The 22639-nt window shown below is 44.6% G+C and carries 23 protein-coding genes and 2 tRNA genes; 10 read left to right on the forward strand and 15 right to left on the reverse strand.

From position 1 onward, the window contains the following. The first annotated feature begins 63 nt into the window (after positions 1-63). The 6 genes from AWH61_RS04040 (at position 64) to dusC (ending at position 3424) form a co-directional block, all read left to right on the forward strand. Positions 64-139, forward strand: a tRNA-Glu gene (locus AWH61_RS04040). A gap of 157 nt (positions 140-296) precedes the next feature. Then, positions 297-372, forward strand: a tRNA-Glu gene (locus AWH61_RS04045). A 348-nt stretch (positions 373-720) separates the two neighbouring features. Further along, positions 721-1626, forward strand: coding sequence for a M14 family metallopeptidase (locus AWH61_RS04050; RefSeq protein WP_075176257.1), 906 nt, complete (start codon positions 721-723; stop codon positions 1624-1626). 59 nt (positions 1627-1685) lie between these two features. Further along, the gene (locus tag AWH61_RS04055; protein WP_075176258.1) at positions 1686-1907 is read left to right on the forward strand and encodes a hypothetical protein; all 222 of its coding nucleotides are present in this window, start codon (positions 1686-1688) and stop codon (positions 1905-1907) included. Continuing rightward, positions 1904-2092 carry a DUF1289 domain-containing protein gene (locus AWH61_RS04060; RefSeq protein ID WP_075176259.1) on the forward strand — a complete coding sequence of 63 codons (189 nt, stop codon included), beginning with the start codon at positions 1904-1906 and terminating at the stop codon, positions 2090-2092. Before AWH61_RS04055 ends, AWH61_RS04060 begins: the two co-directional genes overlap by 4 nt. Before the next feature lie 393 nt (positions 2093-2485). After that, positions 2486-3424, forward strand: coding sequence for a tRNA dihydrouridine(16) synthase DusC (gene dusC / locus AWH61_RS04065; RefSeq protein WP_075176260.1), 939 nt, complete (start codon positions 2486-2488; stop codon positions 3422-3424). A 29-nt stretch (positions 3425-3453) separates the two neighbouring features. On the opposite strand, the gene AWH61_RS04070 is transcribed toward dusC, so the two are convergent. The 3 genes from AWH61_RS04070 to AWH61_RS04080 all read right to left on the reverse strand — a co-directional run bounded on the left by AWH61_RS04070 (position 3454) and on the right by AWH61_RS04080 (position 5599). After that, complete coding sequence (locus tag AWH61_RS04070; RefSeq protein ID WP_075176261.1) at positions 3454-4428, reverse strand: transposase; 975 nt, start codon at positions 4426-4428, stop codon at positions 3454-3456. A gap of 286 nt (positions 4429-4714) precedes the next feature. Further along, entirely contained in the window at positions 4715-4897 is a 183-nt protein-coding gene (locus tag AWH61_RS04075) for a hypothetical protein (protein WP_075176654.1), read from the reverse strand. Positions 4898-4942: 45 nt separating this feature from the next. Next, entirely contained in the window at positions 4943-5599 is a 657-nt protein-coding gene (locus AWH61_RS04080; RefSeq protein ID WP_049586851.1) for an arylesterase, read from the reverse strand. A 16-nt stretch (positions 5600-5615) separates the two neighbouring features. Here AWH61_RS04080 and AWH61_RS04085 point away from each other — a divergent pair, with 16 nt between their 5' ends. After that, positions 5616-6314, forward strand: a complete 699-nt coding sequence (locus AWH61_RS04085; RefSeq protein WP_075176262.1) for an ABC transporter ATP-binding protein — start codon at positions 5616-5618, stop codon at positions 6312-6314. Beyond that, entirely contained in the window at positions 6315-8837 is a 2523-nt protein-coding gene (locus AWH61_RS04090) for an ABC transporter permease (protein WP_075176263.1), read from the forward strand. A 145-nt stretch (positions 8838-8982) separates the two neighbouring features. Here AWH61_RS04090 and AWH61_RS04095 read toward each other — a convergent pair whose 3' ends face one another. Both AWH61_RS04095 and folX read right to left on the reverse strand, forming a co-directional pair. Next, a complete protein-coding gene (locus AWH61_RS04095; protein ID WP_075176264.1) occupies positions 8983-9879 on the reverse strand; it encodes a TIGR01777 family oxidoreductase in 897 nt (298 codons plus the stop codon). A gap of 23 nt (positions 9880-9902) precedes the next feature. Then, positions 9903-10271 (reverse strand): dihydroneopterin triphosphate 2'-epimerase, encoded by a 369-nt coding sequence (folX, locus tag AWH61_RS04100; protein WP_012517852.1) that lies wholly within the window; start codon positions 10269-10271, stop codon positions 9903-9905. 73 nt (positions 10272-10344) lie between these two features. Here folX and AWH61_RS04105 point away from each other — a divergent pair, with 73 nt between their 5' ends. Further along, entirely contained in the window at positions 10345-11385 is a 1041-nt protein-coding gene (locus AWH61_RS04105) for an AI-2E family transporter (protein ID WP_014948934.1), read from the forward strand. Between the two features lie 249 nt (positions 11386-11634). Here the strand turns inward: AWH61_RS04105 and AWH61_RS04110 are convergent, their stop codons facing one another. The 3 genes from AWH61_RS04110 to AWH61_RS04120 are packed head-to-tail and all read right to left on the reverse strand — an operon-like array spanning position 11635 to position 13908. Next, positions 11635-12966: an ATP-binding protein gene (locus AWH61_RS04110; RefSeq protein WP_075176265.1), complete on the reverse strand. Its 1332-nt coding sequence runs from the start codon at positions 12964-12966 to the stop codon at positions 11635-11637. Further along, positions 12963-13637 (reverse strand): response regulator transcription factor, encoded by a 675-nt coding sequence (locus tag AWH61_RS04115; RefSeq protein WP_014948936.1) that lies wholly within the window; start codon positions 13635-13637, stop codon positions 12963-12965. The genes AWH61_RS04110 and AWH61_RS04115 overlap by 4 nt, the downstream gene beginning before the upstream one ends. A 1-nt stretch (position 13638) precedes the next feature. Further along, positions 13639-13908 carry a PepSY domain-containing protein gene (locus AWH61_RS04120; protein ID WP_014948937.1) on the reverse strand — a complete coding sequence of 90 codons (270 nt, stop codon included), beginning with the start codon at positions 13906-13908 and terminating at the stop codon, positions 13639-13641. A 631-nt stretch (positions 13909-14539) separates the two neighbouring features. On the opposite strand from AWH61_RS04120, the gene AWH61_RS04125 reads away from it, so the two are divergent. After that, positions 14540-15004, forward strand: a complete 465-nt coding sequence (locus AWH61_RS04125; protein WP_075176266.1) for a pyridoxamine 5'-phosphate oxidase family protein — start codon at positions 14540-14542, stop codon at positions 15002-15004. Positions 15005-15402: 398 nt separating this feature from the next. Here AWH61_RS04125 and AWH61_RS04130 read toward each other — a convergent pair whose 3' ends face one another. Genes AWH61_RS04130 through AWH61_RS04160 form a run of 7 tightly spaced genes read right to left on the reverse strand, consistent with a single transcriptional unit; the run spans position 15403 to position 22509 of the window. Then, a complete protein-coding gene (locus tag AWH61_RS04130) occupies positions 15403-15702 on the reverse strand; it encodes a YciI family protein (protein WP_039225734.1) in 300 nt (99 codons plus the stop codon). 4 nt (positions 15703-15706) lie between these two features. Continuing rightward, positions 15707-16516 (reverse strand): tryptophan synthase subunit alpha, encoded by an 810-nt coding sequence (trpA, locus tag AWH61_RS04135; protein ID WP_075176267.1) that lies wholly within the window; start codon positions 16514-16516, stop codon positions 15707-15709. Then, positions 16516-17697, reverse strand: coding sequence for a tryptophan synthase subunit beta (gene trpB, locus AWH61_RS04140; RefSeq protein ID WP_014976090.1), 1182 nt, complete (start codon positions 17695-17697; stop codon positions 16516-16518). Before trpB ends, trpA begins: the two co-directional genes overlap by 1 nt. Before the next feature lie 20 nt (positions 17698-17717). Then, positions 17718-19127, reverse strand: a complete 1410-nt coding sequence (gene trpCF / locus AWH61_RS04145) for a bifunctional indole-3-glycerol-phosphate synthase TrpC/phosphoribosylanthranilate isomerase TrpF (RefSeq protein WP_075176268.1) — start codon at positions 19125-19127, stop codon at positions 17718-17720. After that, a complete protein-coding gene (gene trpD / locus AWH61_RS04150) occupies positions 19120-20151 on the reverse strand; it encodes an anthranilate phosphoribosyltransferase (protein WP_014948943.1) in 1032 nt (343 codons plus the stop codon). The genes trpCF and trpD overlap by 8 nt, the downstream gene beginning before the upstream one ends. Continuing rightward, entirely contained in the window at positions 20144-20776 is a 633-nt protein-coding gene (locus AWH61_RS04155; protein WP_014976092.1) for an aminodeoxychorismate/anthranilate synthase component II, read from the reverse strand. The genes trpD and AWH61_RS04155 overlap by 8 nt, the downstream gene beginning before the upstream one ends. Further along, on the reverse strand, positions 20773-22509 hold the full coding sequence (locus tag AWH61_RS04160) for an anthranilate synthase component 1 (protein WP_075176269.1): 1737 nt from the start codon (positions 22507-22509) through the stop codon (positions 20773-20775). Before AWH61_RS04160 ends, AWH61_RS04155 begins: the two co-directional genes overlap by 4 nt. Positions 22510-22639: the final 130 nt, after the last annotated feature.

Below are 22639 nucleotides of genomic sequence, written 5' to 3' on the forward strand. Positions count from 1 at the left end.
GTTCGCTGACTCACTTTTCCTAACTGAAATCTCGAAAGCGTTACTTTCGAAAGAAAATTTTCAGTCCCCTTCGTCTAGAGGCCTAGGACACCGCCCTTTCACGGCGGTAACAGGGGTTCGAATCCCCTAGGGGACGCCATTTTATCGCGTCACAGTCGGTTAAAACTGTGAAATAGGCTGGAGTTGATTATTCAACTTCTGACTGAAAGTTTCGGTAAGGAAAAGTCGCTCAGTTCGCTGACTCACTTTTCCTAACTGAAAATCTCGAAAGCGTTGCTTTCGAAAGAAAATTTTCAGTCCCCTTCGTCTAGAGGCCTAGGACACCGCCCTTTCACGGCGGTAACAGGGGTTCGAATCCCCTAGGGGACGCCATATCGAAAAAACCAGCCATTCGGCTGGTTTTTTTGTTTCTGGCTTAAAACTTTGTGGACAGACACTGCAATTAAATCTGTAAGCAAATAGATGCAAAGCCATTTTAAGAAAGCTTCAGTGGACAGACACTCTCCTTTCCCTCTTTAAACCATCTACCTAGACATACACCGATCATTTTCATCGGAATTTGCAATTCTTACAAAAGAGGCGTCAATGCCTTCGCGCAAGCACTTTTCAGAGGTTCAATGCGTAAAGAACTCATGTCACAACCCTTTAAGAAACTTTTGTGTGATAGATACGTGAGCTTGTTGAACTGTTATGATCTAAAAAATACAAAAGAGGTGTTATATGCAGAATTATCCAATTGGAACTCCTGGTGAGCCGTGGGGCGAAGAAGAAAAAGCCCAATGGAAAGCACAGCAGACTGTGAAAAGAAGTTATCAGGAAGAAGTACTTAATAAACTCTTCAACATTATCCCTGAAGGCTTTGAGTTAAAGCAGTATGGCGCACTTCCTTACGATACAGCGCGTTACCCACTATATGTTGTGATTCCCAAGAGTTTTGACGCTGAAAAGCCGTCTGCACTCGTTACAGGCGGTGTTCACGGCTACGAAACGAGTGGTGTGCAAGGAGCGCTTCAATTTATTGAAACAAAGTTGGCTCAGTACGCAGAGCAAGTAAATATAGTTGTGGTGCCATGTGTAAGTCCCTGGGGATACGAGTCGATAAATCGATGGAACCCAATGGCATTAGATCCGAATCGCTCGTTTTACAGTGATTCTCCTGCACCTGAGTCTGCTCAGCTTATGCAATTAGTATCTGACTTAGCGTTATCTCTTACGCTTCATATTGATTTGCATGAAACGACAGACACGGACAATAGTGAGTTTAGACCAGCACTAGCTGCACGGGATGGGGTGAGCGATGATAACTGGAACATTCCAGATGGTTTCTATACGGTTGCTAATACTCCAAGCCCCCAAATAGAGTTTCAAAAAGCAGTTATTGAGGCTGTGAAAAAAGTAACGCATATCGCACCGGCCGATGAAAACGGAAAGATTATAGGTGCAGATGTGGTGAGTGAAGGTGTAATTTGCTATGACAAGAAGTCGTTGTACCTTTGTGGAGGTATGACAGATGCTAAGTACGTCACAACCACAGAAGTCTATCCCGATAGCGATAATGCGACACCCGAGAATTGCAATGATGCTCAGGTGGCCGCAATTTGCGCTGCACTCGATTATTTAAATTAGACGCTTGAACGTTTAGACGTCTAGATGTATATTTGGGCCTCTTTTTTAGGAGGCTCTTTGTGTTTACTTATTCTGCGGTTATTTACGACGGTAAAAAGCAAAATTTAGTGAGGTATGACTGTGGGACAGACACTGAGTTTTCCTCATATCTTGAATCGCGCTTTGGTTGTCATGTTTGTTTGTGGTCCAATAAAGAGCTATCAGAAGCTACAATGGCAGCTATAGTAGCTTCGCGAGTAGAGAGTAAAAAAGACGGTCTGGATAAAACAGAAGCTTTATGAACTTAATTTCCCCATGTGTAGCCTTGTGCAAATTAACCGACGAAGACATTTGCATTGGGTGTAAACGTACGATTGAAGAAATCATTAATTGGCGGACATACACAGATAATCAAAAGAAGGCCGTATTCACTCGCCTTGAAAATTTAGAAAAGGAAGCCGCTACCCAGTTACAGCCTCGTAAATAGGCTAAGTGCGGACTTCTATCAAGAACTTTCTACGTATGGACAGACACACAAGCTTTCTCCATTCGTACAAAATTAGAAACCAGCATCATTCTCACATGAATTAAAGTGTTCAGCGGACAGACACTTACTAAATTTAAACGAACGAACGGACAGACACACAAGCTTTCTCCATTCGTACAAAATTAGAAGCCAGCATCATTCTCACATGAATTAAAGTGTCTAGCGGACAGACACTTACTAAATTTAAATAGCTGCAATTTAAAACCACCTTAAATGCACCTTAAATAGACAGTCACAGAAGTTGAAAAACTAAGCATCAAAGCCTGGCTGATATAAGTGCTTTTTGCTAAACTCCCGCGCCGATTTTATGTTCTATAAACTGAGATTTTTGCAATGAAAGTAATGCTTGCCCCTATGGAGGGCGTTGTCGACCACTTAATGAGAGATATGCTCACTCGCGTGGGTGGTTTCGATCAGTGCGTTACTGAATTTGTAAGAGTGGTCGATCAAAAGTTACCAAAGAAAACGTTTTATAGACTTTGCCCTGAGCTTCACAATGGAGGCAAAACTCCGGCAGGTGTGCCTGTCCGAGTTCAATTATTAGGACAACATCCACAGTGGCTTGCAGAGAATGCACAAACAGCAATAGAGCTGGGCTCTCCTGGTGTTGACCTAAATTTTGGTTGCCCTGCCAAAACAGTTAATAAAAGTAAGGGCGGGGCGGTTTTGTTGAAAGAAACCCAAACCCTTTATGACATTGTGAAAGCTGTTAGGGATGCTGTTCCTGCAGAAATCCCAGTTTCAGCCAAAATCAGACTAGGTTTTGAAGACAAATCTTTAGCTGTCGAGAATGCTATAGCTATCACTGAAGCGGGCGCTTCTGAGCTCGTTGTTCATGCGCGGACCAAAACGGAGGGGTATAAACCACCGGCTTATTGGGACTGGATAGCGAAGATCAAGCAACACACCGATATTCCACTTGTCGCAAATGGTGAGATTTGGAACGCTGAAGACGCTCAGCGTTGTCAGAGCCAATCAGAGTGTACCAACCTTATGATTGGACGAGGTGCATTGGCAATGCCTAATTTGGCGCTGAGCATTAAGGAGGGGGTTGCACCTATGCCATGGTCTGAACTGGCTGCTTTGCTGATTCAGTACTCTGGCTACGAAATTTTTGGTGATAAGGGCAAATATTACCCCAACCGAATTAAGCAATGGTGCGGCTATCTGAAAAGACAATACCCTGAAGCTGAAGTTCTGTTCAACGACATAAGGCGCCTAACGAAATCTCAGGACATTGTTGATGTGCTTGCACGCCAAGCCGATATTTAGCCAAGCATTTTTGCAATGGCGTTAGAGGTTCACGACAGATACCTTTGGGCATTTGCAACGTTTGGACGACATGCTCTTTTGCAGCATTTGGCGAAATTCTCCATCATCTCGGGGCAACCGACAGGCCCAGTAAAAAGTGTTTCAAAATTACTGGTTACTAGCTGCCAGTTCTCTTTTGTCATGCCAAGCTTACTTAGCAAGCGGTTAGGAAGCTTTGGGGTTATGCAGGTATCGTTATTGCGCTCCGCGTTAAGTGTATCAGTTATAAGCTGCAAATAATCACTGAATGCGAAGGGCAACGGCACCGTGCTCTTGTAGTGACTATCGCTAAAGGGCATCAAAAACTTAGGCGTTTTATTCGAGCGTTTGGCATTCAAGCGATATTGGATACTAGTATGGTGAGAGTTGCCTAGCGTCGTTGCTATTTTTGCTCGAATGGGATTTAAATCTACGTAAGCCATTACACTAGCCAGTGCTTTCTCATCGAGTATAGCTTGTGACTTGAACCTTCTTTCCCAGAAATAGCCTTTACATTCATCTTCTTTATTTGCTCTTCGAGCAATGTATTCATTGAGCATACGCATAAACCAGCTAATGCTTTGAAGTCGCTCTCGGTATATAACAGATAGTGATTTTAATTCTGCTAGCTCATCTAACGTTACAGAATCAAAGTTTTCTAAATATCGCTGCACTACGGGCGGGCATTTATAAAACATCCTCCACCGAAGCAAGACCTCATCCATCGTCCAGCCTTCAGCTCTGCCTTTTGCTATATGCAAGACCACATGAATGTGATTGTGCATAACAGCGTAGGCGCATAAGTCGATGGCAAAAGCTTGAGAAAGCTTATGGAGCCTGTCTTGAATCCACTTTCTTCTATGCTCATAGTTTATGCCAGTGCGGGCATCGCGACCACAAAGGTAAGATTGCCTCACGCAGCGAGAAATGCAATGGTAATAAGGTGTAACATCAGTATTTATTTGCTTGTATCGAGGTAGAGGCATATCCGTATCCCATAGTTATTTATTGACATTATGAGATTTACGGCGTCAATTTTAAGTGGTCTTTGGGACAGTTTTAGGGACGGTTACTTCAAATGAGAGCTCATTCAATTCAACCTCATTATGAGTATCAATCGAAGTTGAATAAATAGAACTGAAAATCGTGGACAGACACTCGAGCTTAACAACGGATAAAATCCATCGTTGCGTCAAATAGACTAAAAGGAAAAAGGACAGACACTCTTATTTAGCGAGTGTCTGTCCCCAACAGTTTTCAATAAGATGGAATTTAAACGTATACATCAACTCTAGAACCCACACGCCCATCGTTAGTGCTTGAGGTCTGCTGTGTGCTCTGAGGCTGAGGCTCGCGACTTTCTTGCACATTACGGGGCTCAACCTGTTGAGTAGGTCGCTGTGGCGATTCTAAGACAGTGGAAACAGGAGACGAATTAACAGAAGAAACGTCCATAAACAAACCTCGCATTTAAAAAATCACTTAATAAGATTAGCACAATTATTGAGCGCTAAGAATTAAACTTCTTAAGTGTCTGTCCATAAAATTAGCGATTAAAGGCTGTGCCTCAGCATTTGGATGAATACCATCGTTTTGCATTAAATCCTTATTTAAAGCTATTTCTTCAAGGAAAAAGGGAATTTTTTGAACGTCCTGAGCTTCCGCTACTTTATTGAAGTTTTGAGTAAACATCTGCGTATAGCGCTTGCCATAATTAGAAGGAATTTGCATTTCTTGCAGAAACACTACGGCATTACTCTCCTTCGCAACACTTACCAGCGAATCTAAATTATCCCTAATCTTACCGATATTATGGCCCTGAAGGCCGTCATTACCGCCCAGTTCAATCAATACATGGGTAGGGTTGTGTTGCTCTAATAAACGGGGAAATCGCGCTAAACCGCCGTCAGTAGTCTCTCCGCTTACCGCAGCATTTACAATATCAATCGGAATGTTGTCGTCTTGCCACATCTTTTGTAACAAACTGACCCAACCCTCATGTTGCTGTAATCCATAAGCCGCGGATAAACTGTCACCTAAGATAAGTAAAACCGCATTTTCGCTTGTGTCGCTCTGCTCTGCTTGATCTGATAGCGCTTGAAAGGGTATTAAAAGAATAAGTAAAAAAGCGAACAAATAACGAAATTTAACAAACACGAATTGATGACCTCTTATGATAAAAGCTAATGCTGTAACCAAAGTAGTGGATACGAGTGAAGGTTCACTGCAGATCCTTCGTCCTATTTCTTTTGAAGTCAAGTCTGGTGAGTCCGTTGCCATTATTGGCGCGTCAGGCTCGGGTAAGTCAACCCTTTTGGGCTTGTTAGCAGGGCTTGACCAAGTTACAGAAGGAGAAATTTTCTTAGATGGTGAAGCACTTCACAGTATGAATGAAGAAGAGCGCGCAATTTTAAGAGGAAATAAAGTAGGCTTTATTTTCCAAAGCTTTATGTTAGTTCAAAGCTTAACAGCCTTGGAAAATGTGATGCTACCGGCAGAAATTGCAGGACTTGATAACCCAAAGGCACTAGCTTTGGATATTCTAGAGCAAGTCGGTTTGAAACATCGCGCGCATCACTTCCCTAATCAGTTGTCGGGGGGCGAGCAGCAGCGCGTTGCTATAGCGCGAGCATTTATTACCTCTCCCAAAATTCTTTTCGCCGATGAGCCTACCGGCAATCTAGACGCCAAAAATAGTGAAAAAATCGAAGCGCTGTTGTTCGAGATGAATAGAGAAAAAGGCACAACTCTCGTACTCGTAACTCATGATAACGAGCTTGCGGAACATTGTGACAGGCAACTCACTATGAATGCTGGAGAACTCATTGAAACAACCGGCGCGAACACAATGAATAAAAAAGAGGCGGTTTAGATGTCGACGTCTTTTAATTTAGCTTGGCGGCTTTTCAAGCATGAGGCTAGACGTGGTGAACTGACCATTATATTGCTGGCCATTGTGCTATCTGTGGCGGCCGTGTTGTCGCTCTCGCTTTTTAGTGAGCGTTTACAGGGCGCTCTCAAGTCTCGCTCTGCTGCGTTTATTGCAGCAGATGCTCAACTTCGCTCAGACGATCCTATAAACGAAGAGTGGTTGGCTAGAGCCCAAGAAGAGGGCCTTGCGACGGCAAAGCAGGTGGCAACACGTTCAATGGTGTTTAAAGGCGACGAGATGTCGCTTGTTGATTTGCGAGCTGTGAATGAAGCTTATCCACTGAAAGGGACAGTCAATATTACTGACCAGCCGTTCGGAGAAAAACGCAATACTGCAGAGTTACCAAAATCTGGCGAAGCATGGGTACAGTCTCGGCTTTTTCAGAGCTTGGGGCTTTCTATTGGCGATAGTATCGAAATTGGCGACGGCACTTTTACCGTTACGCATGTACTGGTAGATATTCCAGATGCAGGATTCAGCGTGTTTAATACTGACCCTATTGCGCTAATTAACTTAAACGACTTGGAAAAAACTGCGATAACCGGGCCAGGGAGTCGCGCTCGTTATGTGGGCTTTTTTGCCGGTGATGCGGGTGACATAGAAAACTTCAATACCTGGTTATTGCCCCAATTAAATGACGATTTACACTCGTGGCGTACAGTCGAAGATGACGAGTCAGCGATAGGGCGTTCTGTCGCAAGTGCTGAGCGCTATTTTCTGTTAGCGAGTTTGTTAGCAATAGTATTAGCGGCCGTTTCCATTGCTGTTGCTGCTCAGCGTTATGCTCAACGTCACTTTGACCCTGTTGCAATAATGAAGACCTTGGGAGCAACAAGCAGCACCATTCGAAAAGTCTATTTGTTCCAAATTTTATTTATCACTGGGCTTGGTATTTTTATTGGCCTCGTTATAGGTTTTATCGGTCAGCAAGTGGTGGTTTCACTTGTAGCGGACAGAGTGGATGTATCTCTTGACGTGTGGCATTGGCGACCGCTTTTAATCGCAGTTGCTACAGGCGCTACGTGTGCATTGCTTTTTTCCTTATATCCGCTTTTGCAGCTATTTTCAGTTCCCCCGCTTCGCGTATTAAGAAAGGACATATCAGCGAATTTACGTTCCAGAAGCATTCAGTTCGTGGCATCAGGTGGTGCGATATTTTTATTGATGTGGATGTATAGCCGCGATTTAAAAATTAGCGCTATTCTTTTCGTTTCCGGCGCTGCGTTGGTGCTCGGATTACTTGGTGCTACGTATATCTTAATTGCAGTAGGTCGCAAGCTGGGCAGTGGAAGAATGGGGGCGTGGCAGTTGGCATGGGCACGTATTAAGCGACGTGCAATGGACAACAGCGTGCAGCTTATTAGCTTTTCCGTCACCATTATGTTGCTTTTAGTGGTGCTGGTAATGCGCAACGATATGGTTTCGCAATGGCGCTCGCAATTGCCAGAAGGTACACCGAATTACTTCTTAATTAACATTACGCCGGATATTCAACCCGAGTTGGACAGACACTTCGCTGACAATGGCGTAAAAATCGAAGAGTTTTATCCTGTCATTCGAGGTCGATTTGTTTCGGTAAATGGAGAAGGGGTAAACACCGAGGTTTCTAAAGAAGATGAGCCGAATCGAGAAGGCCGAAGAGGTTTAGGCAGAGAAGCGAACCTAACTTGGAGTAACACGCTTCAAAAAGAAAACGAGGTTATTGATGGGAACTGGCATGGCGATGAGGATAAACAATACAGCGAAGGATGGTTCCCGGTTTCCGTTGAAGAAGGCGTTGCAGAAAGGTTGAACATTAAGATGGGCGATCGGCTTACTTTTAATGTGGGCAGCGAGATTGTCGAAACGAAAGTAACCAGTATCCGTACGGTGAATTGGCAAACCATGCAGCCCAACTTCTTCTTCGTCATTCATCCCGAGGCGATGACTGCATTTAGCCCAACTTATATTACTAGTTTCTACCTTCCTACCGAGAGAAAGGCAGAGTTAACTAACCTACTTAAACCGTTTGCATCAATAACTATGTTCGACGTTGATGCTCGAATTAATCAGTTGCGAGAGATTGTGGATCAAGTGTCTGTTGCCGTTGAATTTATTTTGGTGCTGGTATTGTTAGCGGGCAGCTTAGTATTGATTGCTCAAGTACAGGCGAGCATGGATGAACGCAGACAGGAAATAGCCATACTTCGAACACTCGGTGCAAAGGGGGCATTGATAAGAAAAAGTGTTATTTTCGAGTTTGTTATCATTGGTGTAGTAGCAGGCTTTATGGCAGCAATGGCCAATGAGTTGAGCCTTTATTTACTTCAAACCTCAGTATTTCAAATGGAAGCAAGCTTACACCCAGAATACTGGGCAATAGCGCCAAGTGTTGGCGCTGTCGTTGTAGGCATATTAGGTGCGTTTGGATGCTGGCGTTTGCTTACACTTAATACCAGTCAGATGCTGCGGAATATGGTTTAGGTATTGTTGCGTTAGTTTAAAATGCGCTTTAATACAAAACGGACAGACACTCGGTTAAGTGCCGTTTGGATTAAGGGCATTGGACAGTCACTCAATTCAAATGAGTGTCTGTCCAAAAGGCACATAACGAATTTCAGTAATTCATTTAAGCGTGATATATCTCTCTTAGCGCCTCGTCGATAGAAGGGAATTCAAAACTGAAGCCGGCGGTAGTAAGCTTTTGAGGAATGACTCTTTGCCCCTCAAGTATCATCGTCGACGATTCGCCCATTGCTACTTTCATAACAAAGCCCGGGACATTGAACAGGCAAGGTCGGTTAAGTGATTTTGCGAGCGCTTTAGAGAACTCCTTGTTCGTCACTGGTTCTGGTGCCGTTAAATTAAATGCACCAGAACATGCACTATTCTCGAGCAAGAAGGAGATAGCACGCACCATATCTTGTAAGTGGATCCAGGCCAAATACTGACTACCACTCCCAAGTGTACCTCCGGCCCCCAATTTAAACGGTAGTGCCATTTTTCCTAACGCTCCGCCTTTTTCGGTGAGAACTACACCAGTTCGAAGCGTTACGACACGTGTCTTAGCTTGATCTACACTTTGGGCAATAGTCTCCCATTTAGCGCACAGTTCATGGGTGAACTCGTTATGAGGAGGAGTTTCTTCAGTTACAAGCTTGTCTCCTTGATTGCCGTAGTAACCAATCGCGGAGCCCGATAAGAAAACAGGCGGAGGCGCATCACAACTATTTATTTTTGAGACTAGCTCAGAAGTGATGTCCCAGCGGCTATTGCAAATTATTTTCTTTTGAGTGTCTGTCCACCGCTTATCGGCGATAGGCTCACCAGCTAAATTAATTACTGCGTCGAAACTTTCAAAATTTTCTATCGAAGAAACGTTCTCGACGATTTTGACGTTATCCCCCAATTTGCTCTTTGCCTTTGCAAAGTCGCGAGAAATCACCGTAAATTCATGTTCTCGAGAATATTGACGAATAAATTCGCTTCCTATCAGCCCTGTTCCACCGGTCAAAAGAATGTTCACAATTAGCTCCTCGAGGTATGACCTTATCCCGTCTTATTGCAAGATAGCGTCAGGGACACGGAATCAGAAAATCTGAGGGCATGGGGCTTATCGACCTCAACCTCAGCGTAGCGCACCGAAGAATGTTCTGCGGCAATGCTTAGCACATCGGCGGTAAGTTTTTCCAGAAGAGAAAAACGGTTGTCTTCTACAAGCTTGATGATTGCCTTTGTAATCGTTTTATAGTTAAGCGCATCACTCATATCGTCGGTGTTCGTCGCTTTTTCAGCGTCGTAATCAATTTTCACGTTAACAACAACGTCCTGCTTGTTTTTTATTTCATCTTCATTGATGCCGATGTATGTGCGTAGTCTTAAGTTTTTAATTTTAATAGTGGCAAGATTAAAGTTCATTGAAGTCTCTTGTTTGTAGTTGTTTATAAGTCGTTGTAAAGTGTTGTCGTTTCAGTCAGGAATGTAGCACAAAATGTCAATGGAACTACGCTCGCCAACAGCAAAAATTCTAATCGTTTTAGCATGTTTAGTAGTGGTAATGGCTGGTATTAAAGCCGCCAGTACGATCATGGTACCGTTTTTTCTCTCTATTTTTATAGCGATCGCGTGTAGCCCAATAATACGTTGGACTTCGAAATTTGGCGTGCCTAAATGGCTCTCTATAACTTTTGTTATACTGCTTATCGTTGTTTTTGGTTTTCTTTTAGCTGGCTTAGTTGGCCAGTCTATGACCGAGTTTCGAGAAAATTTGCCAGAATATAGAAGTAAGCTTGATACAGAGTTTGCCTGGGTTGTGTCCAAATTGGCTGAATTTAATATTCACATCAATAGAGAGTTAATCGCTTCGCACCTTGACCCCGCAACGGCTATGTCTGTAGCAACAAATTTCATCAGCGGAATGGGCGGCGTACTTTCAAACCTTTTCCTTATTCTTCTTACTGTCATTTTCATGCTTTTTGAAGCAGACAGTATTCCACGCCGGTTGCATATTGCCCTTGCCGATCCAGGAATGAAACTAAAGCATATCGACAGATTTATTCGCTCTGTGAACAGTTACTTAGCGATAAAAACTGTGGTCAGTTTAGGAACAGGTCTGATTATTGGTATTTGGCTGTATGTGATGGGAGTAGATCATTTCATGCTTTGGGCTGTGTTGGCTTTCATGCTCAACTTTATTCCTAACATTGGCTCAATTATCGCTGCTGTGCCCGCAGTGTTGATAGCCTTTGTTCAACTTGGGCCAGCCTCAGCAGGTTTCGCAGCGCTTGGCTTTGTGCTTGTTAATACCATCATGGGTAATATGGTGGAACCTCGATTGATGGGTAAGGGCATGGGGCTCTCTACACTTGTAGTATTCCTTTCGTTAATATTTTGGGGGTGGCTGCTAGGCACCGTTGGAATGTTGCTATCAGTTCCGTTAACCATGGTGGTAAAAATAGCATTAGAGTCTCGCGAAGAGAGCAAGTGGCTTGCTGTGCTGTTATCGAGTGAAGGTGAGAAGTCTGCGTCGTAACTTAGTGGAAGTAGAAAGTGGACAGACATTCAATCGATTAAAAAAATCTCTCATTGGTCTCTAGCTAAACAGTCAATTGAGAATGTGTCTGTCTGCCCCAAACTTTTGGGCAAAATTAAGTGTGTGTCCACTTTCCATACGCACCAAATTTTTGTAGGAACTCAAGTGTCTGTCCACTTTCATACTAGAGCAATTGAAAGCTCAAGGATTTAACGGTCATGCACAAACTTCGTTGTACTTTTTAAAGCACTATTCGTGATTGGGAAATTGAATAACGATACGAGCACCGCCAAGCGAACTGTCCTCGATGAGCATTCTACCTTCGTAGATTGAAACTAAATCGGCCGCCAACGCCATGCCTATTCCGTGGCCTTCTGTATAGGTATCAAGTCGAGTTCCTCGTTCTAACAAAAGCACTTTTTTGTCGTCAGGAATACCAGGGCCGTCGTCTTCTACTTTAATTGTTAGCCAACCATCACTTTTCGTCACTGATACGATAATTCTATTGGTCGCTGCTTTACATGCATTGTCTAGAAGGTTGCCACATAGTTCCATGAAGTCGGTCTCGTCTCCTTTAAACTGAGTATCCTCATCCAGTTCAAACTCAATAGTAAGGGCTTTATCTTGGTAGACCTTGTCCATTGCATCGGCAAGCTTGTGCAAAATGGGTAATATATAGATAGCTTGTTGCCAGCCAGATTTTCCAGCACTCGCTCTTTTCAGCTGGCGTTTGATGATTCGGTCAATTTGCTGTAATGCTTCGTTTACCTCAGTAGGTAAATCGCTAGTGCCCGATGCTACTGCCAAAGGCGTCTTCAAACTATGTGCTAAGTCTCCTAAACTGTTTTTATATCTCGCCCTTTGGGCGGCCTCAGTTTGAAGCAAACCATTAATGGATTGTTTTAAGGAATCGAATTCAACGGGATAGCGTGATTCTAACTGGCGTTTATGTCCACTTGAGGCTTGTGAAATTTCGTCAATTAACTTCCTAACAGGAAGAAGTACTAGGCTAATCCCGATAATAATAAAAATTAGGAGCGCTATACAGAGCGTGAAAATCCACTGCCACGTCGTGTCTAAGAATGTATTCCGCTCTGCTTCAAAAAGTGCTTTACTGTTAAATATATAAAACCGAACAGGCTCGAAGTCTCTACTTGAAGCAAATTCCGCAGTAAAGGCGTATACAAAAAACTCGGAATCTTCTTCAAACTTAGGTGTATGAGAATCCAAAAATAACTCGTTACCGACTGCAACGTCTATCTCAGGTGGTGCAAAGGTATATTCAAGAGCTGAGGCTGACTGCCAAATTACTTCGTCTCGAAACACAATCACGCCAAGATAACCTGATCCCGGAAGGTTTAACTGCTCTTCGTATAAAATTTCAGGCATATAGGGCAGGTCGCCATCTAACTCGAAAGCCGATAACAGACCTAAGTTCATCAACCTAAGCTCACTCATCTTGGCTTGCGTAAGGCTATCAGTATATGCCTCGTCTAAAATGACAACAGTAAAGGGCGCAAATAACGCTAGAAGAACAATCGCTAGAAAGATACTCCGAAGACGTAGCGACAATTGCCTCATAAACTTCTATTTATCCTATAGCCTCTACCTCGAAGGGTTTCGATTGGCTTTAACTCACCGGTCGGGTCCAGCTTTTTCCGCAGTCTTCCAACGAAAACCTCTATGACATTACTATCTAAATCGAAATCTTGGTCATAAATGTGCTCGGTTAGCTCTGTTTTTGAGATGACCTTTTGCGGGTTAAGCATAAGGTACTCCATGACTTTGTATTCGTAAGCTGTTAGATCCAGAGCTTGACCGTTTAACGATAGTTCTTCACTAACGGTATCTAGTGAGATAGGGCCGAACTGAATGGTTGGGTTCGCTTGTCCTGAAGCTCGTCGAATTAGTGCTTTTGTTCGAGCAAGTAACTCTTCGTTATGAAAGGGTTTGGTGAGGTAGTCATCGGCTCCGGCATCAAGGCCTTCCACTTTCTCTTGCCACCTATCTCTAGCAGTTAAAATGAGTATAGGGCAGGAAATATCAGCTTGACGGGCTTTTCGTATGACCTCAAATCCGTCTAGCTTTGGCATGCCGATGTCGACGATAGCCAGGTCATAGCTATATTCTTTAATGAGAAAAAGCGCGTGCTCGCCATTATCTGCGAGGTCTACGCTATAGCCATTTTGCTGAAGGAGCGCATCAAGCTGGGTTAATAATCTGCTATCGTCTTCGGCTACGAGGATACGCATGTTAGTCCTTATCTTTATTTGTTTTTACCTTGCCTGAGCGTTTGTCTACATCTACTGATACTACTCGCCCTGACTTTTTAAGTACTTTTACCCGGTAGTTTTTTGAGGTCTGTTCAACTTTTAAGACGCGTCCATTTACAGCAACGCGAGCACGCTCAGCAGCTTCGCTTTTTGATATATCGCCGCCAGAGTCTTGAAACGCCAAAGCTGGCGCTGTGTTAGACAAAGCTAACACTAAACAAACTACTGCAACACGAAGCGATAATTTCATACAACCTCACAATTATTATCCCACTCAGGCCAAACTACAGATAAGTATAACTTGGTTAACTGAACCCATTCTGAACTAGGTTTAGTCTACCTTGCGGAGCAAAAGCTGTATATAAGCCTTAAGTAAATGGCATTTACGAAAGAGCAAATATTGTGGACAGACACTTAGTTGCTAAGAGGCCACAAGTCAAAATGAGAGTGTCTGTCCACAAGTCTATTTCTAAGCTTCAAAGTGACGCATATATTTAAGTGCTCTCGTTAGTAAGTCATATTGAGTAATCTTTACTCCTACTTTGAAAAAGTGTCTGTCCACTTTGTTGATTGTTAATAAGGGAGATCAATGTTTATTGTGCAAACGAGTGACTGTCCACGGTTTTTGTAAAATAGTTCACAACGCTCATTTGGATCTACGAAAGTGTGTCCAAAGCTGTACCTAACTGGCGTGTAGTGAAGAGCTTACGTTTCTCAATAACTCTTTTGGCAGCTGAGCGGGATGATATTGACTTTTTTGGCATGCCACGTGCGAGGCATAAGCTTCAGATGAATCAATAAAATGAAAATAAGGCGTTTAGTTCAACTGCTCAATTCAATAGTAACGTCGGACAGACACTTATTTTCAACAAGGAGGAGCTATGTCTAGCGATATTAAGAAAACAATGTGGAAAGCAATGTCAGATAGTCCAAAAGTAATGGTAAGTCTGGTAGGCGAGGATATGCATGCCGAGCCTATGTACGCCCAGCTTGATAAAGACGCTGATAGCGAGTTTTGGTTTTACACTAGTCGAGACAACCGCATTGCTAAAGGTGGAAAAGCCATGGTTCATTTTGCATCCAAAGGTCATGATGTATTTGCTTGTATCCGAGGCAATCTCACTGTTGAATCACGTAAAGAGGTGATTGCTAAATACTGGTCTAATCCAGTAGAAGCATGGTTCGAGAAAGGTAAAGATGATCCTTCTTTATTAATGCTTCGCTTCGAACTTATAGATGCAGAAGTGTGGGATGCAGACCCTTCACTCAAAGGCATGTTTAAAATGCTTACTGGTAAAACCGTAAAGCCAGAAGAGATGGGTGAACACGAAAAGGTCGATCTTTAAACGCAGTATAATGGGCCAATTTTATGACGAAGTTTTGAGGCGCTGGGACACTTACTCAGAGGAGCGAGTGTCTGTCCACAAGGGATTGTTTATTGCGAATGTTGGCTGATTATTAAGTGACTGTCCATTATCAACAGTATGAAGCTTGGCAAATAATTACGAGTGTGTGTCCTCATTAGTTTAGTAAATGAGTGACTGTCCACACTAGTTGCACACTAGTTGACGAGTGTGTGTCCTCATTAGTTTAGTAAATGAGTGTCTGTCCACACTAGTTCGATAAATAAGTGTTAGCTTTGTTACTGTTGAAGCAACAAAAAAGCCCCTTAAAACCGGAACTATTCGGTCTTAAGGGGCTTTTGTTATTTATCGCAGTTTACTACATAGCGTTTAGCTAAAAGTTAAGGCAAAACCTTTTTGTAAGGTTTAACTACAACACTTTCGTAAACACCAGCTTCGATGTACGGGTCGGCGTCTGCCCATGCTTGAGCAGCTTCTAGTGAATCAAACTCTGCTACTACTAGCGAACCAGTAAATCCGGCTGGACCAGGATCTGGGCTATCAACAGCAGGGAAGGGGCCTGCCATAACTAAACGGCCCGCATCTTTTAATGCATTCAAACGTTCAAGGTGAGCAGGTCGCGCCGCTAGGCGTTTTTCTAGACTGTCCGCCACATCGGTTGCACAAATCATATATAGCATACGTTTATCCTTTTGCCGTAGCTGCTTTCATGTTTTCAACAAAGCTGCCGAGCTCGCTTAGCATTTTGTGACTGTCCGATAAATTGGCTGCGATAATATTCACTGTCGCCGAGCCTGAAATTGCGCCAGCGGCACCTGCGTCAATAGCAGATTTAACCTGTTCCGGTGTAGAAATACCAAAGCCTAACAATGCTGGCGCTGCTTTGTGTTTGTTCAAGCGCTCAATAAGTTCTGAAGCAGGCACGTTTGCGGCAGTTTCTGCGCCAGTAACGCCCGCACGACCCAGCAAATACGTGTAACCTTTCGAGTATTCCCCGATTTTTTCCATGGTTTCGTCAGTAGCATTAGGTGGAGCAATCAGAATTTGTGAAATGCCAGTGGCTTCGGCTGCTTTTTGAAAAGGTGCCGCTTCGCGAATTGGCACGTCAGCGACCAAAATTGAGTCAACGCCTGCCTCTTGCGCTTTATTGTAAAAATTTTCGATGCCTTGGGCCATTACTAAGTTGCTGTACAGTAGCAAGCCGATAGGCACATTAGGATATTTTGCGCGAACACGTGAAATAACACCCAAGCAATCTGCTACCGTCACCTTATTACTTAACGCGCGAATGGCAGAAGCTTGTATTGTGGGGCCATCAGCAATGGGGTCAGAGTAAGGTATACCTAACTCAAGTGCGTCAGCACCGCTTTCTACTAGCTGGCAAATAATGGCTTCAGATTGCGCTAAATCGGGGTCACCAACCATTACGAAAGGTACAAAAGCGCCTTGGTTCTTTTCATCAAGGCCGGCAAACATTTGTGCATATCTATCCATTATAAATCGTCCCCTAAAATGTTGATAACGTGCGCTAAATCTTTGTCGCCACGACCTGATAAGTTAACTACGATGATGGTTTCTTCTTCCGCTTCATCTGCCATATTAAGCGCGTGCGCTAAGGCATGCGACGATTCAAGGGCAGGAATAATACCTTCTTTTCTTGCAAGCAATTGGAATGCGTTCAGCGCTTCTTCGTCGGTGGCAGCCACGTATTCCGCTCGGCCAATGTCGTGAAGATAAGCATGCTGAGGGCCAACAGCAGGGTAGTCCAGACCAGCAGATACTGAGTAGCTCTCTTCAATCTGGCCTTCTTTGTCTTGCATAATGAAGGTGTAAGCGCCGTGAAGAATACCTTTTGTACCCGTCACGATAGTTGCGCCGTGCTCTTTGGTGTGCACACCTTTACCCGCAGGCTCAACGCCCACTAAGCGTACAGATGGCTCATCAATAAAGTCTGCAAACATACCGATAGCATTTGAGCCTCCGCCCACACATGCTACTACTGCGTCAGGTAAGCGACCTTCTTTTTCCATAATTTGTGCACGAGTTTCTTCACCAATCATACGGTGATATTCACGAACAATAGTCGGGAACGGGTGTGGGCCCGCGGCTGTGCCTAACAAATAGTGGGCTTTATCATAGTTTGCCGACCAGTCGCGCATGGCTTCGTTTACGGCATCTTTAAGCGTACCAGAACCGGCATTTACAGGAATAACCTCTGCGCCCATAAGCTTCATACGGAACACGTTTGGCGCTTGACGCTCAACATCTTTCGCACCCATATAAATACGTGCTTTTAGCCCCAATAATGCACATGCTAACGCGGTTGCAACACCGTGTTGGCCCGCGCCTGTTTCGGCGATAACTTCTTTTTTACCCATTCGCTTAGTCAGCAGCGCTTGGCCTAACACCTGGTTAGTTTTGTGAGCGCCACCGTGTAGTAAGTCTTCACGCTTTAGGTATAACTTTACCTTTGGGTTACTTACCAGATTGCGAGTTAACGTCATTGACGTTGGGCGACCGGCATAATCTTTTAACAGAGATAAAAACTCTTCGTTAAATGTCGGGTCGTCCTTGGCATCCAAAAATGCTTTTTCCAGCTGGTCTAGCGCTGGAATAAGTAGCTCGGGCACGTACATGCCACCAAATTCACCAAATTTTGTATCTAACTGGTTCATTACGTTGTCCTGTATTTAAATTAGTAACGGCGGCAAATGGCAAAAAGCGCGTCGAGTTTTACTTCGCTTTTCACGCCGGGTGCAGTTTCTACGCCTGAATTCACATCAATAGCACCACAGCCGGTTGCAATAGCTTCTGCAACATTCTGGGCGTTAATACCGCCAGCAAGCACTAACTTATGCTTCGCTTCGATATCGTTTAATAGCTGCCAGTTGAACGCTTCGCCTGTACCGCCTTTGGCATCACCCACTTGGCAATCCAGAAGAACACGGCTTACAAGGCTATTATTTAAGTGTCTGTCCACTGATTCTGGTAGTTCGTCAGAAGAGGTTGCTTTAACACCTTCGACTTTCCAAATTTCACAACCTTCTGGAAGTTTGGCAGCAAGCGCTGAAATGTAATCTTCATCTTCGCTGCCGTGAAGCTGCACGGCAAAAAGGTTGAGCGAGGCGGCGAGTGATGCCACTTCATCAATGTCGTGATTAACGAACACACCAACAAAAGCACCCTCAATGCTCTGCGTTATAGTCAAAGCCTGTGCTTCGCTCACACAGCGTGGCGATTTTTCAGCGAAGATAAGCCCGCCAAAGCTAGCGCCTTTATCAAACGCCATTTGCGCTTGTTCGGAGTTGGTAAGCCCGCACACTTTAACTGCGCCATTCACTAATGTTTTCACAGCGCGTGGTAGGTCAGCCTCGGCCATTAACGCACTGCCCACCAAAAAGCCTTGGGATACAGGCGCTAAACGAAGCACGTCTTGATGTGTGTATATGCCCGACTCTGAAATAACCACGTAGTCGTGCGTGGCTTTTTCAAGCATGGGCACAAGGCGTTCGGTTGTGGCTAAATCGGTAGAAAGGTCGCGTAAGTTGCGATTATTGATACCAATGATGTTGGCTTCAAGGGCAATAGCGCGCTCCATTTCTTCTTCATTACTTACTTCGGTAAGAATGTCTAATGACAGAGCATTGGCAACGCTTGCCAACTCGCGATATTCGTCATCATTTAGCACACTAAGCATTAATAGCACTGCGTCGGCATTATAGTGACGGGCTAGATACACTTGATAGGTATCAACGAAGAAATCTTTGTTAAGCACAGGCTGAGCAACACGCTCAGTAACATAAGCTAAGTACTCAAATTTACCTTGAAAGTACTTCTCGTCTGTCAGCACAGAAATACCGGCAGCATAAGGCGTGTAAGCCGCTAAGATCTCGTCTAAATCGAAATGCTCTCGAATAAGGCCTTTTGAAGGCGATGCTTTTTTGCATTCGAAGATAAAGCCTGCGTTTGGCTCACTAAGTGCGGCAAATAAACTCTTTTCGGAAGGAACTAGGTTCGTCTTGAAGCTTTCCAGCGGCAGTGCATCTTTGCGTGCGGCCACTTCTTCTCGTTTGTCTGCAACAATTTTCTCAAGCACATTAGCCATTCGTGCTTACCTCCTGAGTAATTTTGGCAACCTTCGTTAATAACTGCATGGGTAACCCTTCGGCCATAGCGTTCATCGCCATTTCAGCCCCTTCTTTGAAGGTTGAGGCTTTGCCGGTTACTTTCAACAGTGCCCCGCAGTTCATGGCGATAGCGGCACGGTGCGCCTCTTTACCTTCGCCGTTTAGCGCTGCTTCAACAAATTGTCTGTTTTCTTCAGGTTCACCGCCCTCAATCGCAGAAAGAGGATAATGAGGTAAACCGAAGTCTTCGGCGGTAACGGTAAGCTTGCGAATATCGCCATGCTCAAGGTCGTAAATCATTGATTCGCCGTGAAGCGCCAGTTCATCCAAGCCATCGCCATGCACTATCATTGCGCGGTGTTGGCCAAGCAGCATAAGGGTTTTTGCGTAAGGTTCAAGCAGTTCAGGAGAGTATACGCCGAAAACCCCATGAGTTGGACCCGCCGGGTTTGCCAGCGGCCCCAGTATATTAAATAAGGTTCTGGTCTTCATCGCAGCGCGCACGGGGGCTGCGTGGCGCATACCGGCGTGATAAACCGGTGCAAAAAGAAATGTGAAATTTGCTTCATCTAAGCACTTGCGGGATGTTTCTGGGCTAATTTCTAAATTAAGACCAAACTGGCGAAACAAATCAGCAGAGCCAGACTTACTCGATACACTGCGATTACCGTGTTTCGCCACCTTCACGCCACAAGATGCGGCAACTACACCGGCTGCACTGGAAATATTAATGGTGTTGTGGCCATCTCCGCCTGTACCAACGATATCTGCAAACTCATAAGACGGTGTGGGAAAGGGTAGTGCATTGGCAACCATGGCACTCGCTGCACCTGCAATTTCGCTAGGAGATTCTTTTTTCATTTTCAGCGCAGTCAGCACTGAAGCAATCATCACTTCGCTTTGCTCACCGTGCATGATGCTGTTAAACAAGCTGTATGCTTCGGTTTGCGACAGTGATTCTCGCAACATAATTTGTTCTAGTAGAGGGCCTGCGTTAAGCATGGTTCGCTCCCTGTAACGTTAAATAGTCAATACTTTGCTTTAACAGCAAACTGCCGTGGGCTGTTAAAATAGATTCTGGGTGAAATTGGAAACCCAACATGCGATCTTCGCTATTGTAAACTGCCATTACGGCCTCACTGCCGTCATCGTTTATTGTAGATGCGCAAACAGTAAGGTTTTCAGGCAATGAATGTGCCACTAAAGAGTGGTAGCGTGCCACATGTAAGGGCTGCTGTAAGCCTTTGAACATAGCATCTTCAGAATGAGTAATGGCAGAAGATTTGCCGTGCATAACTTGGTTGGCGCGACCTACGGTGCCGCCGTAATGCTCAACAATAGCTTGATGGCCTAAACAAATACCAATTACGGGGAACACGCCGTGTACTTTTTTAAGTAGCTCAGGCATACAGCCAGCTTCACTTGGTGCGCCTGGGCCTGGCGACAGCATAAGAAGCACTGGGCCTTTCGTTGCTTGTTCCTGCATTCTTTCAAACAGAGCATTTGCTGAAACCGTGTTGCGATAGACTTTAATGTCTAGGTTTAAGGTGCGCAGTTCGTCCACAAGGTTGTAGGTAAATGAGTCTACATTGTCGAGCAAAAATAGGGTGGTCACTTGCTGATTCATGCGTTGCCTCCTTCATTTAACGCAACGTTGATACTTTCAGCTTCTTCTTGTAGCGCTGTTTTTACTGCGCCAATTACCGCTTGTGCCTTAGCGCGAGTTTCATCAGCTTCAGCTTGTGGAACCGAGTCATATACTACACCTGCACCCGCTTGAATATAGGCCGTACCGTTTTTCACAAACGCTGAACGAATGACAATACAAGTGTCCATATCGCCTTGACCATTCAAGTAGCCAACCGCGCCGCCATAACTGCCGCGGCGTTTTTTCTCTACTTCGCGAATTAACGTCGCTGCGCTTACTTTTGGTGCGCCGACTAGGGTGCCCATATTCATGCAGGCTTGATAAGCGTGCAGTGGATCTAAGTCGTCACGTAGCTGGCCAACCACGCGTGACACCAAGTGCATCACGTGAGAGTAACGGTCAACTTTTAGCAAATCTTTCACATAGCGCGTACCTGGGCGACTCACCTTTGCCACATCGTTACGGGCAAGGTCAACCAGCATAATGTGCTCAGACTTTTCTTTGGTGTCTTCGCGAAGGTTAAGCTCAATACGGCTGTCTAAATCTCTGTCGATACTGCCATCAGGGCGCTTGCCGCGCGGACGGGTACCCGCAATCGGGTAAATCTCTACCTGATTGCTTTCTCTTTCGTATTTAAGCGCTGATTCAGGAGAGGCACCAAATATGCTGAAAGTGGCATCTTGCATGTAAAACATGTAAGGGCTTGGGTTTGATTCTTTAAGTTTAGCGTAAGCAAGTAGCGGCGACGGGCAGGGGAGAGAGAATGTGCGCGAGGGCACAACCTGAAAAATGTCGCCGGCTAAAATGTGCTGTTTTAAGTCCAGCACATGGTTGCAGAACTGTTCATCACTTAAATTAACGCTAACTTCGACGCTTGGGTCAAAAGAAGAAAGTGACTGTCCGTTTTGAGTTTCGTTTGAGTTTTCTGAGTCGGAAACGAGTGACTGTCCGCTTTGTGCTTCACTTTCTACATCAGCAATCTTCGCTCCATTTGTACTTACTAGCACGGGCTTAGCAGGCATATCGTGTAACTGCTGATGAATGGCTTCTAAGCGCTGAGCAATGGCAAAATATTGCTGGGCAACGTCTTGTCCGCTAAAAACACTGCCGATTAAATGGGTCTCGCGGGTTTGGTGGTCAACGGTAATTAAGGTCTCTGCCAAGTAAAACACAAAGTCTGGACAGTCATTTTCACCTTCTGCAACATCGGGTAATTTTTCAAAGCCTGCTAGCATGTCATAGGCAAAAACACCGCCTAAGAAAACGGCGTGGGGATGTTGGCGAATTGGCGTTATCTTATTGATAACAATGCGAAGCGCGTCCATTACGCTTGCGGCCTTTAATCGACTGTCTTCGTCAAGTTCACCGTCGGCTTCATCACACACCAACGTAATTGAAGTGTCTGTCCTTTCTTTAATGTGTAAGCCTTCAGGGGCGTGGTCAACAAATAAAGGTAACACTGAAGCGCCGTTGCCTGTCAGTGCTTTCACTTCAACGCGGTTGCCCCGGCATTCCATGCGCAGTGCTGCGTCAACCATTAACAAGCTTTGTAAATCGTCTTTAGAATCAATTTCTGCCGACTCTAAAAGCAATGCGTTATTTTTATTGCCACAAAGGTGGGCAAACGCGGCAAGTGGATCATCGACATAGTGTCCCACCTGCTCAATTGTCTCTACCTTACCTGGAGAAATCCCCAGTTCCGCTAAACTCATTTTTGCTACTCTCCAACTGCAAAAAGACAAAAAAAAGGCCCGTATAAACGGGCCTTTATGTGTATTCATTCACGCACTACAGTGCACACCGCCCGTTAAGTTAGGGAGTGCCACCACCAAGCTGCAACTG

Source organism: Alteromonas sp. W12 (assembly GCF_001924945.1).
Classification (GTDB): Bacteria; Pseudomonadota; Gammaproteobacteria; order Enterobacterales; family Alteromonadaceae; genus Alteromonas; species Alteromonas macleodii.